This window comes from Mesorhizobium sp. BH1-1-5, assembly GCF_020165615.1.
Taxonomy (GTDB): domain Bacteria; phylum Pseudomonadota; class Alphaproteobacteria; order Rhizobiales; family Rhizobiaceae; genus Mesorhizobium.
In genome coordinates this window covers 299569-313158 of record NZ_JAIUIM010000004.1, presented here as the reverse complement: position 1 = coordinate 313158, position 13590 = coordinate 299569, and the positions used below count along the sequence as shown (strand labels likewise).

General features: G+C 63.8%; 15 protein-coding genes. 12 read left to right on the top strand and 3 right to left on the bottom strand.

Annotated elements, in window-relative coordinates; translation table 11 throughout:
* Positions 1-28 precede the first annotated feature (28 nt).
* Positions 29-865 (top strand): ABC transporter permease, encoded by an 837-nt coding sequence (locus LB572_RS07820; RefSeq protein WP_224667343.1) that lies wholly within the window; start codon positions 29-31, stop codon positions 863-865.
* Positions 865-1494, top strand: a complete 630-nt coding sequence (locus LB572_RS07815; protein WP_224667308.1) for a hypothetical protein — start codon at positions 865-867, stop codon at positions 1492-1494. The genes LB572_RS07820 and LB572_RS07815 overlap by 1 nt, the downstream gene beginning before the upstream one ends.
* A gap of 9 nt (positions 1495-1503) precedes the next feature.
* On the opposite strand, the gene LB572_RS07810 is transcribed toward LB572_RS07815, so the two are convergent.
* Together LB572_RS07810 and LB572_RS07805 are read right to left on the bottom strand one after the other, a co-directional pair.
* Positions 1504-1704 carry a hypothetical protein gene (locus LB572_RS07810; RefSeq protein ID WP_140804825.1) on the bottom strand — a complete coding sequence of 67 codons (201 nt, stop codon included), beginning with the start codon at positions 1702-1704 and terminating at the stop codon, positions 1504-1506.
* A gap of 202 nt (positions 1705-1906) precedes the next feature.
* A complete protein-coding gene (locus tag LB572_RS07805; RefSeq protein ID WP_140804827.1) occupies positions 1907-2893 on the bottom strand; it encodes a LysR family transcriptional regulator in 987 nt (328 codons plus the stop codon).
* Between the two features lie 119 nt (positions 2894-3012).
* Here LB572_RS07805 and LB572_RS07800 point away from each other — a divergent pair, with 119 nt between their 5' ends.
* The 10 genes from LB572_RS07800 to gph are packed head-to-tail and all read left to right on the top strand — an operon-like array spanning position 3013 to position 12897.
* Complete coding sequence (locus LB572_RS07800) at positions 3013-4062, top strand: class 1 fructose-bisphosphatase (RefSeq protein ID WP_224667307.1); 1050 nt, start codon at positions 3013-3015, stop codon at positions 4060-4062.
* A gap of 9 nt (positions 4063-4071) precedes the next feature.
* On the top strand, positions 4072-4944 hold the full coding sequence (locus tag LB572_RS07795) for a phosphoribulokinase (RefSeq protein WP_224667306.1): 873 nt from the start codon (positions 4072-4074) through the stop codon (positions 4942-4944).
* Positions 4945-4954: 10 nt separating this feature from the next.
* Positions 4955-6958, top strand: coding sequence for a transketolase (gene tkt / locus LB572_RS07790; RefSeq protein ID WP_224667305.1), 2004 nt, complete (start codon positions 4955-4957; stop codon positions 6956-6958).
* 11 nt (positions 6959-6969) lie between these two features.
* Positions 6970-8049 (top strand): class II fructose-bisphosphate aldolase, encoded by a 1080-nt coding sequence (gene fba / locus LB572_RS07785; protein WP_224667304.1) that lies wholly within the window; start codon positions 6970-6972, stop codon positions 8047-8049.
* Between the two features lie 35 nt (positions 8050-8084).
* Positions 8085-9545 (top strand): form I ribulose bisphosphate carboxylase large subunit, encoded by a 1461-nt coding sequence (locus LB572_RS07780; protein ID WP_140804839.1) that lies wholly within the window; start codon positions 8085-8087, stop codon positions 9543-9545.
* An 11-nt stretch (positions 9546-9556) separates the two neighbouring features.
* On the top strand, positions 9557-9976 hold the full coding sequence (locus LB572_RS07775; protein WP_140804841.1) for a ribulose bisphosphate carboxylase small subunit: 420 nt from the start codon (positions 9557-9559) through the stop codon (positions 9974-9976).
* Between the two features lie 23 nt (positions 9977-9999).
* Positions 10000-10938 carry a CbbX protein gene (cbbX, locus tag LB572_RS07770; RefSeq protein ID WP_224667303.1) on the top strand — a complete coding sequence of 313 codons (939 nt, stop codon included), beginning with the start codon at positions 10000-10002 and terminating at the stop codon, positions 10936-10938.
* Positions 10935-11621, top strand: a complete 687-nt coding sequence (gene rpe / locus LB572_RS07765; RefSeq protein WP_224667302.1) for a ribulose-phosphate 3-epimerase — start codon at positions 10935-10937, stop codon at positions 11619-11621. The genes cbbX and rpe overlap by 4 nt, the downstream gene beginning before the upstream one ends.
* A 20-nt stretch (positions 11622-11641) precedes the next feature.
* Complete coding sequence (locus LB572_RS07760) at positions 11642-12199, top strand: thioredoxin family protein (protein WP_140804846.1); 558 nt, start codon at positions 11642-11644, stop codon at positions 12197-12199.
* Entirely contained in the window at positions 12196-12897 is a 702-nt protein-coding gene (gph, locus tag LB572_RS07755) for a phosphoglycolate phosphatase (RefSeq protein ID WP_140804849.1), read from the top strand. Before LB572_RS07760 ends, gph begins: the two co-directional genes overlap by 4 nt.
* 182 nt (positions 12898-13079) lie before the next feature.
* Here the strand turns inward: gph and LB572_RS07750 are convergent, their stop codons facing one another.
* Complete coding sequence (locus tag LB572_RS07750) at positions 13080-13460, bottom strand: c-type cytochrome (protein WP_140804851.1); 381 nt, start codon at positions 13458-13460, stop codon at positions 13080-13082.
* Positions 13461-13590: the final 130 nt, after the last annotated feature.

The following is a 13590-nucleotide window of genomic DNA, read 5'->3' as shown; positions in this document are numbered from 1 at the left end:
CGCAATGCGGCAGAAGGTCGCCTCCGTCATGCCGGTGAGGTCCGGCGCGTTCGGCCTGCGCCACTATCTCATCTGCCTCAAGGGCGTCGTCCTGCGCGAGTGCCTGCGTTTCCTGCATCAACGCGAGCGCTTCATCTCCTCGCTGGTCAGGCCGCTCGTCTGGCTGTTCATCTTCGCCGCCGGCTTTCGCCAGGTGCTCGGCGTCTCGATCATCCCGCCCTACAAGACCTACGTCCTCTACGAGGTCTACATCACGCCCGGCCTGTGCGGCATGATCCTTCTGTTCTCGGGCATGCAGTCATCGCTGTCGATGGTCTACGACCGCGAGATGGGCAATATGCGCACCCTTCTCGTCAGCCCGTTTCCGCGCTGGTTCCTGTTGGTGTCGAAGATGCTCGCCGGCGTCGCCGTTTCGATCGCGCAGGTCTACGCGTTCCTGATCGTGGCCTGGTTCTGGGGCGTCAAGGCGCCGCCGCTCGGCTACCTGTTCGTGCTGCCGGCGTTGTTTTTGTCGGGCATGATGCTTTGCGCGCTCGGGATGCTTTTGTCCTCGGTGATCAAGCAGCTCGAGAACTTCGCCGGCATCATGAACTTCGTCATATTCCCCGGCTATTTCGCCTCGCCGGCTCTGTATCCGTTGTGGCGCATCCAGGAAGCCAGCCCTCTCCTCTACAAGATCTGCGTCGTCAATCCGTTCACCTACGCGGTCGAACTGATCCGCTTCGCCTTTTACGGGCAGGTCGATTGGCTGTCGCTGGGCGTCGTCGCCGGATGCACGCTGCTGTTCCTGGCCGGAGCCATCATCGCCTACGACCCTTCACGCGGCCTGATGACCCGCAAGCAGGATACGGGAGGAAATGCCTGATGACGCGATTGGCCTTTGCTCGCGGCCTTGTTGTGGTCGCCATGCTCGCGCCGGGCGCAAATGCCAAGGCGGCGACCGTCGATCCGGACTGGCCGTGTGTCCAGCGCAAGGTGCCGCAATTGTCGCTCGGCCAGGTCTGGAACGGAGCGGACCTTCCGCCTTCGGCCAAGGACTGGTCAAACGACGCCTCGGTTTCCGCCCTCGTCGAGGACGTTGCGGCACGGCGGCTGCCGATCGCCGACGCAGAGAAGAAGATCAGGGATTTTGCGGCATCGCTGCCGGCCGAGCAGCTTGCACCGAAAATGGCGATGCTCGTGCAGGGCATGTTCGACCACATGGACGCCGAGCGTTCGCATGTGATTTCCGGCATTTCCCGTTATGCCCACAGGCAGCTCGAAATGGCCGCCGACTTGCGCAAGCAAGCCTCCGATGTCGATGCGTTGCGCGCGAAGCCCGACGCGGATCAGGACGACGTCGAGCGGCGGACCGACCAACTGACTTTCGCGACGCGGATCTTCACGGAGCGCGCCCAGTCCCTGACCTATGTCTGCGACGTGCCGACGATAATCGAGCAGCGGCTTTATCAGTTGGCCAAGACCGTCTCGGACACGCTTGCCGCGAAGAAATAACCTCTCCAGTCAACTGCTCCGGCCGGGCAGCACGCGCCAGCGCTGCACGAAGTAGCCAGGATGTGTGTCCAGCCAATGCGCGACCAGCGGCTGTGCCTGCATGAAGGCCACTCCGGGATTCATGGCCAGACCGTCCGCCATTTCCTCGCGTTGCTCGCAATTCTGCGGTACGCCCGTCATGCAGACCATCATCACGATTGTATAAAGCATTGCCCCTTCCCCTTCGAAATCCCGAACCCCACGCCGGGACGCATAGCGATTGTCTGCAGGGTTTGGCTGCCCTGCTGCCCTACCATTCCATTAGCAATAAGCAATATAACATGCGGGCTGGCCGATCACCATGGCGGTGACCCATTGCTCACGCCCTTTCCGAACCTTTCGCACGATCTCGACGGCCGGTATGTCAGGCGTTTCACTTGGACCTTGCAGGCGTTCTCGCTTGCCGTGCCGGCGCTGCTTCATCTACTTCGGCGTGCGGATACAATTTGCCGAACAGGGGCAGGTAGGTCGCGCCCTTGCGCATCAGGAAATCGTTGAAGGTCGCCATCGCCGGCGAGATCACGTGATCGGTGCGCATCACCGAAAACCATTGCCGGCGGATCGGCATGCCGGCCACGTCGAGAATGACGAGCCGGCCGGCTTCCGTCTCTGCGGCGATGGTGTGGGCGGAGATGAAGGCGATGCCGAGACCTGCCATCACCGCCTGCTTGATCGTCTCGTTCGACCCCATCTCGACGCCGAGATCGTCGATCCGGCCGGGCACGTCGCTCAGGAATATCTCCAGCGAGATGCGCGTGCCCGAACCTGGCTCGCGGATAAGGAAATGCTCCTCGGCGATCCTTTCCTTGGAAATGTCGCGTGCCGAAACCAGCTTGTGCTCGGGCGGCGCGATGATGACCAGCGGATGGTCGCCGAAGACGGAAGCACGCACCGAAACTTCCTTGGGCGGACGGCCCATCAGCGCGATGTCGATATCGTGGTTCTTCAATCTGTCGATCGTTTCGGCGCGATTGCCGATGGCAAGCCGCATGTCGATATCGGGATGCTCCTTCATGAAGCCGGCCATCAGCCGCGGCGCGAAATATTTGGCGGTGGAAACGACGCCGAGCCTCAGGCTGCCGGTGCGCACGCCTTTGATGGCGTCCATCTCGTCTTCGAGCATGCGCAGCCGCTCGTCGATGGCCTGCGCTGCCTCGACGAAGGCCAGCCCTGCGGCGGTGGGACGCATGCCGTCCGACGTCCGGTCGAACAAGGCCAGTTGGAACTCGTCCTCCACCTGTCGCAACTGGATCGTAACCGCTGGAGGAGAAAGGCCTAACACCTTGGCCGCGCTCACGATTTTTCCGTGACTGACGATGGCCTGGACGGTCTTCAATTGCTTGAGCGTGAGGTTTCTCATGGGCTATACTAAATTAATTTTAGTGCCGAGGTAAAGTTATTGAATTTTACTTAGCGTAGATCGTTTGGTTTCATCTCTCCATCCGGCCTCGAGGGATATGGCCGGACCGGGAGGTTACGATGCCAGCGGCAACGCTCGACGCTTTTCTGAACTCCTATCTCGGCGACCAGCCGGACGAACGCCGATCCGCGGTCGTTGCGACCATCCGGCAGTTCACGCAAGCCGCCACCAAGGTCCGCAATGCCATCAACCAGGGGGCGCTCGGCGTCGCTTTTGCCGGGACCCGCGGCGCCAATGCCGATGGCGATGTCCAGAAGGATCTCGACGTCTTCGCCGACGACATCTTCCTCGACGCCATGCGTCGCGCCCCGGTCGCGCTCTATGCCTCCGAGGAGCTGGAGCAGCCGGTACTGCTCGACAGGCAAGCCCCCCTCGCCGTCGCCATCGACCCGTTGGACGGCTCTTCCAACATCGACACCAACGTGTCGGTCGGAACGATTTTCTCGCTCCTCCCTGCAACTGGCGCGCCGGATGTCGATCCGGCCGCCTCTTTTTTGCAGGCGGGCGTCAGCATGCTGGGCGCCGGCTTCTTCATCTACGGGCCCCAGCTGGCGCTCGTTCTGTCGCTCGGCAGCGGCACGCACGTCTTCGTGCATTCAACCCGGCTTGGCACCTTCGTCCAGGCCTACGAAAGCCGGATCATCCCGGAGCGGACCCAGGAGTTCGCCATCAACGCCGCCAACTACCGCCACTGGGACGAGGCCGTGCGCCTCTATGTCGACGACTGCCTGGAAGGCACCGAAGGTCCAAGGGAGAAGGATTTCAACATGCGCTGGATCGCCTCGCTTGTCGCCGAATGCTACCGCATATTGATGCGCGGCGGCGTGTTCCTGTACCCCGGCGACCAACGCCGGGGTTACAGCCAGGGCCGGCTTCGGCTGGTCTATGAGGCCAATCCGATTGCCTATCTGATCGAACAGGCGGCCGGTGCCGCGACCGACGCGATCACCCGCATCCTGGAAATCGAACCCGAGAGCCTGCATCAGCGCGTGCCCGTGGTTTTCGGGTCCGCGCGGGAAGTCGCGCGGATCGCCCGCTACCACACCGAACCCAGCGCCATCGGCGAGCGTGCGCCGCTGTTCAGCCGCCGCGGACTGTTCAGGGCCTGAGCGGAAACCATGTCGGCGAAGCACCCCATCATCACCATCACCGGATCGTCGGGCGCGGGCACGACCTCGGTCAAGCGCATCTTCGAGATGATCTTCCGGCGCGAGAACATCGAGGCTGCCTTCATCGAAGGCGATGCCTTTCATCGCTACGATCGCGCTGCGATGAAGGCGGAGGTCGCCGCGCAGGAAAAGGCAGGCAACCCGAACTTCACCCATTTCCATGCCGAGGCCAACGAACTGGAGATCCTCGAGGGGGTTTTCGAGGAATATGGCCGCCGCGGGAGCGGAAGGACCCGCACCTACGTCCATGACGAGGACGAGGAGAAGCAGTACGCCACGCCGCCCGGCAATTTCACCGAATGGCGCGAATTCGCGCCGAGCGACCTGCTCTTCTACGAAGGCCTGCATGGCTGCGTCGTCACCGACAAGATCAACCTGGCCAGGCACGCGGACCTCAAGATCGGCGTGGTGCCGGTCATAAATCTCGAGTGGATCCAGAAGATCCATCGCGACCGCGCTACGCGCGGCTATTCCACCGAGGCGGTGATGGACGTGATCCTGCGCCGCATGCCGGACTATGTCCGCTACATCGTCCCGCAATTCTCGCAGACCGCGATCAATTTCCAGCGCGTGCCGATCGTCGACACGTCCAACCCGTTCATCGCGCGCTGGATCCCGACCCCCGACGAATCGATGCTGGTCATCCGCTTCGCCAATCCTCGTGGCATCGACTTCCCCTACCTGCTTTCAATGATCCACGACTCCTTCATGTCGCGGCCAAATTCCATAGTGGTGCCAGGCAACAAGCTCGACCTTGCCATGCAGCTGATCCTGACGCCGCTCATCCTGCAATTGATCGAACGCAAGAAACGTGTGTCGTGAGGAGGATGCCATGACCAGCCTGGCAGCATTGAAGTCCGCCGCAGCCGTGTCCGAGCGCGATATGGCGAACGCCATCCGCGCGCTGGCCATGGACAGCGTGCAGAAGGCAAGCTCCGGACACCCGGGCATGCCGATGGGCATGGCCGATGTCGCGACGGTATTGTTCAGCCGCTTCATCGCCATCGACCCAGCGGCGCCGGACTGGCCCGACCGCGACCGCTTCGTGCTTTCGGCCGGGCACGGCTCGATGCTGCAATATGCGCTGCATTACCTGCTCGGCTACCAGGACATGCCGATCGAGGAGTTGCAGCGGTTCCGTCAGCTGGGCAGCCGTACCGCCGGACATCCGGAGCATGGCCACGCGCTCGGCATCGAGACGACCACCGGTCCGCTCGGACAAGGCATCTCGACCGCTGTCGGCATGGCGCTGGCGGAACGCATGCTTGCCGCCCGCTACGGCGCCGATCTCGTCGACCACGACACCTACGTCATCGCCGGCGACGGCTGCCTGCAGGAAGGCATTAGCCACGAGGCGATCGACCTCGCCGGTCACCTGAGGCTCTCCCGCTTGATCGTGCTTTGGGACGACAACGCGATCTCCATCGACGGACCCACCTCGCTGTCGACATCGATGGACCAGCCGGCCCGGTTCAAAGCCGCCGGGTGGCATGTGCAGTCCGTGGACGGCCACGACATGGAAGCCGTCGCCGCGGCGATCGAGGCCGCGCGGCGGTCGGATCGGCCGTCGCTGATCGCCTGCCGCACGGTGATCGGCAAGGGCGCACCCAATCTCGGCGGTTCGGAAAAGACGCACGGCGCGCCGCTGGGCGATGCGGAGATCGCCGCGACGCGCGAAAACATCGGTTGGGCCCACGCGCCGTTCGAGGTGCCGGACGATATCCTGTCCGCATGGCGCGAGGTCGCCGAGCGCGGGCAAGCGGCGCGGCGCGCCTGGGAACGGCGGCTTGCCGCCTCGCCACGGCGTCAGGACTTCGAGCGCGCGCTTTCCGGCAAGCTGCCCGGTGCGGTCTTCGAAGCACTGGACGCCTTTCGCAAGGAGCATGTCGAGAAGGCTTCCAAGGTCGCAACGCGCAAGGCCTCCGAAATGGCGCTCGCCGCGATCAACGACGCAACCGAGCTGACGGTCGGCGGCTCCGCCGATCTCACGCACTCGAACCTGACGATCACCAAAGGCATGGATCGCATAGCGCCTGGCGATTACGCGGGCCGCTATATTCATTACGGCATCCGCGAGCACGGCATGGCCGCGGCCATGAACGGCATCGCGCTGCATGGCGGGTTCGTCCCTTACGGCGGCACCTTCCTGTGCTTCGCCGACTATGCTCGCGGCGCGATGCGGCTCTCGGCGCTCATGAACCAGCGCGTCGTCTATGTGATGACGCATGATTCCATCGGCCTCGGCGAGGACGGCCCGACCCATCAGCCGATCGAGCACCTGGCGATGCTGCGGGCGACACCGAACCTCAACGTCTTCCGTCCGGCCGACATCATCGAAACGGCCGAGTGCTGGGAGCTGGCGCTGAAGAGCGGGACGCGGCCGAGCGTGCTCGTGCTCTCGCGCCAGAACCTGCCGATGCTGCGCCAGGCGTACAGCCACGAGAACCGGTCCGGCCGCGGCGCTTACGTGTTGCGCGAGCCATCCAGGCACCGCGCCGTGACGCTGATCGCCACCGGCTCGGAAGTCGAGATCGCCGTCACTGCCGCGGAGCGGCTGGATACCCAGCACGGCCTTGCCGCGGCGGTCATCTCGATGCCGTGCTGGGAATTGTTCGAGGAACAGGAAGCCGACTACCGCAAGTCCGTCCTCGGTTCCGCGCCGCGCATTGCCGTCGAGGCAGCCGCCCGTCTCGGCTGGGATCGCTGGATCGGCGACGCCGGCGCTTTTGTCGGCATGACCGGCTTCGGCGCCAGCGCGCCCGCACCGGACCTGTACCGGCATTTCGGCATCACACCCGAAGCCGTCGTCGCGGCGGCCCTGAAGCTCATCATCTAGGAGGACCGACAATGGCCCGCATCACCCTTCGCCAGCTTCTCGACCATGCCGCCGAGCACGGCTACGGCGTGCCGGCATTCAACATCAACAACATGGAACAGGGCCTCGCCATCATGGAGGCGGCAAGCGCTTGCGATGCGCCGGTGATCATCCAGGCCTCGCGCGGCGCCCGCTCCTATGCCAACGACGTCATGCTGGCCAGAATGATCGAGGCGTTGACCGAGATCCATCCAAGCATTCCATTGTGCATCCACCAGGATCACGGCAACAACGAAGCCACCTGCCTTTCGGCGATCCGCCACGGCTTCACCTCGGTGATGATGGACGGATCGTTGCTGGCGGACGCCAAGACCCCGGCGAGCTACGACTACAACGTCGCCATCACTGAGCGCGTCGCGCGCATGGCGCATTGGGTCGGCGCTTCCGTCGAGGGCGAGCTCGGCGTGCTCGGCTCGCTGGAAACCGGCCAGGGCGAAGGGGAGGACGGTCACGGCGCCGAAGGCGCCCTCTCCCATGAACAGCTGTTGACCGACCCCGATCAGGCGGTCGACTTCGTGACGGCCACCAGGGTCGACGCGCTGGCGATCGCCTGCGGCACCTCCCACGGCGCCTACAAGTTCACCCGCAAGCCCGATGGCGACATCCTGGCCATGCAGGTGATCGAGGCGATTCACGAGAAGCTGCCGAACACGCATCTGGTCATGCACGGTTCCTCCTCCGTGCCGCAGGACCTGCAGGACATCATCAACAAATATGGCGGCGAGATGCCCCAGACCTTCGGCGTGCCGGTCGAGGAGATCGAACGCGGCATCCGTCACGGCGTGCGCAAGGTCAACATCGACACCGATTGCCGCATGGCCATGGCCGGGCAATTCCGCCGCGTCGCGACACAGGATCCGCGCGAATTCGATCCGCGAAAATTCCTGAAGCCCGCCATGGACGCCCTGCGCGACCTCTGCCGCGATCGCTTCGAACGCTTCGGCACCGCGGGCAACGCCTCGAAGATCAAGGTCATCGCCATGGACGAGATGGCGAAACGCTACGCCGCGGGAAAGCTCGACCCGCAGATCGCAACCGCGAAAGCCGCCTGAGCGGCGGTCCGCCAGAGAAGGAAAGGACCAACCTCATGCCCAACAAATCCGAGACCGTCACCGGCAAGGACCGCTACAGATCCGGTGTGATGGAATACAAGAAGATGGGCTATTGGGAGCCCGACTACGAGCCGAAGGACACCGACATAATCTCGGTGTTCAGGATCACCCCGCAGGACGGGGTCGACCCGATCGAGGCCGCCGCGGCAGTCGCCGGCGAATCCTCGACCGCGACCTGGACCGTGGTCTGGACGGACCGGCTGACGGCGAGCGAAAAATACCGCGCCAAGGCTTATCGGGTCGACCCCGTGCCGAATGCGCCCGGACAGTACTTCGCCTATATCGCCTACGACCTCGACTTGTTCGAGCCGGGCTCGATCGCCAATCTTTCGGCATCGATCATCGGCAACGTCTTCGGCTTCAAGCCGTTGAAGGCATTGCGGCTGGAGGACATGCGCTTTCCCGTCGCCTATGTGAAGACCTTCCAGGGTCCGGCGACCGGCATCGTCGTCGAGCGCGAGCGCCTCGACAAGTTCGGCCGCCCGCTGCTCGGCGCCACCGTCAAGCCGAAACTCGGCCTTTCGGGCCGCAACTACGGCCGTGTCGTCTACGAGGCGCTGAAAGGCGGGCTCGATTTCACCAAGGACGACGAGAACATCAACTCGCAGCCCTTCATGCATTGGCGCGAGCGTTTCCTCTACTGCATGGAGGCCGTCAACAAGGCGCAGGCCGAGACGGGCGAGATCAAGGGGACCTATCTCAACGTTACCGCAGGCACCATGGAGGACATGTACGAGCGGGCCGACTTCGCCAGGGAACTCGGCTCCAACATCGTCATGATCGACCTCGTGATCGGCTACACGGCGATCCAGTCGATGGCCAAGTGGGCGCGCAGGAACGACATGATCCTGCACCTGCATCGCGCCGGACACTCGACCTACACGCGGCAGAAGAGCCATGGCGTGTCGTTCCGCGTCATCGCCAAATGGATGCGGCTTGCCGGCGTCGACCACATCCATGCCGGCACCGTGGTCGGCAAGCTGGAAGGCGACCCGGCGACGACCAAGGGTTATTACGACATCTGCCGCGAGGATTATAACCCGATGCGGCTGGAGAACGGCATCTTCTTCGACCAGCACTGGGCCTCGCTCAACAAGCTCATGCCGGTGGCGTCGGGCGGCATCCATGCCGGCCAGATGCATCAGCTCATCGACCTGCTCGGCGAGGATGTCGTGCTGCAGTTCGGCGGCGGCACCATCGGCCATCCGATGGGGATCACGGCCGGCGCTACCGCCAACAGGGTGGCTCTCGAAGCGATGATCCTCGCCCGCAACGAGGGCCGCGACTACCTGCGAGAGGGGCCTGAGATCCTCGAGCGTGCCGCCCGCTCATGCCTGCCGCTGCGACAGGCGCTCGACGTCTGGAAGGACGTGACATTCAACTACGCCTCGACCGACACGCCGGACTTCGTCCCGGTGGCAACGGCGGCCGAATAGGGAGACGGACAATGCGCATTACCCAAGGGGCCTTTTCCTTCCTGCCCGACCTGACCGACGACCAGATCCGCGCGCAGGTGCAATATTGCATCGACAACAAATGGGCCGTCAGCCTGGAGTTCACCGACGACCCGCACCCGCGCAACACTTATTGGGACATGTGGGGCCACCCGATGTTCGACAATCCCGACGCGGCGGCGCTGATGATGGAGCTGAACGCATGCCGCAAGCTCTATGGCGATCGCTATATCCGTGTCGTCGCCTTCGATTCCTCGCCCGGCTGGGAATCGGTGAAGCTCTCCTTCATCGTGAACCGCCCGGACGAGGAACCCGGCTATCGGCTCGACCGGCAGGAGGCAGCGGGCCGCATGATCCGCTACACCACAAGGCCCTACGCCGCCGACAGGCCGGCCGGCGCGAGGTACGGCTGATCATCGCGATAGGAGGAAATGCCATGCCGGCGCCAGCCTTTGCCGAAACGGAACTGCCACAAGCCGCCGCCCCGGCGGCGATCGATCTGCGCGAGGAATTCGAGACGTCCGGCGTCAAGGACGTCCTGGCCGAACTCGACCGCGATCTGATCGGACTCGCCCCCGTCAAGCGGCGCATCCGCGAGACGGCGGCGCTCCTGCTGGTCGAGCGGGCCCGCCGCCGCATGGGCCTCGCGCACGAGACGCCGACGCTGCATATGAGCTTCACCGGCAATCCGGGCACCGGCAAGACGACCGTCGCGTTGCGCATGGCCGACCTGCTGCATCGCCTGGGCTATATCCGCAAGGGCCATCTGGTTTCGGTCACCCGCGACGACCTGGTCGGCCAGTATATCGGCCACACCGCGCCCAAGACCAAGGAGATACTGAAGAAGGCGATGGGCGGCGTGCTGTTCATCGACGAGGCCTATTATCTCTATCGCCCCGAGAACGAGCGCGATTACGGCCAGGAGGCGATCGAGATCCTGCTGCAGGTGATGGAGAACCAGCGCGACGATCTCGTGGTGATCCTGGCCGGCTACGCGCGGCGCATGGATCGCTTCTTCGAAAGCAATCCGGGATTCCGTTCGCGCGTCGCCCACCACATCGACTTTCCCGATTATTCCGACGACGAGCTTCTCAGGATCGCGGAACAAATGCTCGAAAAGCAAAACTACCTGTTCGACGCCAAGGCAACCGCCGCAATGGCCGACTACATCGCGCGCCGCCGCGCGCAGCCGCATTTCGCCAACGCCCGCTCGATCCGCAACGCGCTCGACCGGACACGGCTGCGGCAGGCCAACCGCCTGTTCGAGAGCGCCAAGGGACCGCTCGACGCAAAGGCGCTGTCGACGATCTCCGGCGAGGACATCACCGCCAGCCGGGTCTTCGCGCTGCCCCCTGGGAAAGGAGAAGGCAAATGACCGCAAAGACCATCATCTCCCCTTCCGTTCTGTCGTCGGATTTCTCACGGCTCGGCGACGAGGTCGAAGCGGTCGCGCGCGCGGGCGCCGACTGGATCCATCTCGACGTGATGGACGGACACTTCGTGCCCAACATCACCTTCGGCCCGCCGGTGATCAAGGCGATCCGCAACCGAACGGACAAGATCTTCGACTGTCATCTGATGATCGCGCCGGCCGATCCCTATCTCGCCGCCTTCGCCGACGCCGGTTGCGACATCATCACGGTGCATGCCGAGGCCGGACCGCATCTCGACCGTTCGCTGCAGGCGATCAGGAACCTCGGCAAGAAAGCCGGTGTGTCGCTCAATCCGTCGACGCCGGAAGGCGTCATCGAATATGTTCTCGACCGGCTCGACCTGGTGCTTTTGATGACGGTCAATCCGGGTTTCGGCGGCCAGGCCTTCATTTCGGCGGTCATCGACAAGGTCAGGCGTGTCAAGGCGCTCGTCGGCCAGCGTCCGATCGACATCGAGATCGACGGCGGCGTCACGCCTGAGACCGCTCCCGTTGTCACCGCGGCCGGCGCCAATGTGCTCGTCGCGGGATCCGCCGTTTTCAAGGGTGGCGCCGAGGCTGCTTATCGCGCCAATATCGGCGCGATCAGACAGGCGGCCGATGGAGCGGTCCGGCGGGCCGCGTGACGGCCTGATCGGAGGACGACATGGCGGCAATCCCACCCGTCTGCGATTTCGGCTGGCAAGGCGTCGATGCCGTCTTGCCTGGCATCGACGGCAAATCGCATTCGATCTTCGGCCAGGCCGGTCGCAACGGGCTGGTCGTCGCCTTCATCTGCAATCACTGCCCCTATGTGAAGGCGGTGATTTCCCGCATCGTGCGCGATGCCGACGACCTCAAGGCCGAGGGGATCGGCTTTGTCGCGATCAACGCCAACGATGTCGACGCCTATCCGGACGACGGCTTCGACAACATGAAGCTCTTCGCCAGGGCGAACGCCTTCACCTTCCTGTACCTCCATGACGAGGCGCAGCAGATGGCGCGCGCCTATGGCGCCGTGTGCACCCCGGATTTCTTCGGCTTCAACGGAGAACTGACGCTGCAATATCGCGGGCGGCTGGATGCATCGCGACGGGACGCCGGACCGCCTGGGCTAAGACGCGATCTGTTCGAGGCGATGAAGCAGGTTGCCCGAACCGGCAACGGACCGCTCCACCAGATCGCTTCGATCGGCTGCTCGATCAAATGGAAGGAGGCCGTATGAACGTCGGCGCAAGCAAACGGTTTCGGTCGCCAAGGGCGATCCTGTTCGATCTCGACGGCACGCTGATCGATTCGGCGCCCGACATCGCAGCGGCCGTGAACGAGCTGCTGGCCGGCCGCGATCTGCCGCCGCTCAGCGTGGATCAGGTCAAGGCGATGATCGGCGGCGGCGTGATGAAATTGGTCGAGCGGGCTTTCGCAGCGTCGGGGTCGCCGCTTTCCGGCAGCGCCCTCGAGGAAGCCAACCGCGACATGGCGCCGATCTACCGCAGGCATCTGACCGGCCGGACGAGGCTGATGCCTGGCGTCAGGGAGGCGCTGACGCACTTCCACCTGACCGGAACGGCCATGGGCGTCGTCACCAACAAGCCGCAATTGGCGACCCGCGAAATCCTGCTGCACTTCCACCTGACGGAATATCTCGGCGCGATCGTCGGCGGAGACGCCGTGACGAACCTGAAACCGGCGCCCGACGCCCTGCTTCTGGCGCTCGACCAGCTTGGGGTCGAACCGTACGAGGCGCTGATGGTTGGAGACAGCGTCAGCGATGTCGGCGCCGCGCGAGCGGCCGGCACGCCGGTCGTTCTGCTGCGCGGCGGCTACACCCATGTCCCCGTCGAAGAGCTGGGCGCGGACCTCGTGTGCGACAGCCTGCTCGATCTGCCTTCCGCCATGCGGAGGCCGCGCGACGCCGCCTGAAGCGCGTCGCGTCGACCAAATGATCGAACGGCGCGCTGGAGCAATTCGAGGAAAGCGCGCAGCGGTCGGGCTCGACGACTTCGCCGTAGCCTTCCCTTCGGAATTGCGTGAAAACAAAGAGTTAGAGCGGTTCAGTCTATCAAACACTGAACCGGCCCGAAGCCGCCACTTCGAGAATTGCCCTACTTTGAGAACTGCTTGAGATAGGCGATGACGTTGGCCACGTCCTTGTCGTCCTTGAGGCCGACAAACGCCATCTTCGTGCCTTTCACCATGGCCTTTGGATCATGGAGATAGGTCGTCAGCGTCGGCTCGTCCCATTTGACGCCGGACTTTCCAGCCGCGACCATGGCCTGGGAGTAGCTGAACCCCGGATGCGTGCCGGCCGTGCGGCCGATGACGCCGTTCAACGACGGACCGACCTTGTTCTGATCCTTGTCCGCGACGTGGCAGACCTTGCATTTGGTGAAGACCTTCTCACCCGCCGCCGCATCCTGCGCGTAGGATTGGTCCGTGATGAAAGTAACCAGGAATGTGACGGCAAAAAATGCGATAGCGCGCATGGCAATTCCTCATCAATCGTCAGATCCCCGGCGCCTGTAAAAAGCTAGCTGGAGGATGTCGGAAGTCAATCATACGAAGGTCCAGACTCCGGCACTGGAGAGAGCCCATCCTGTACTTTCGCCTTTGTTG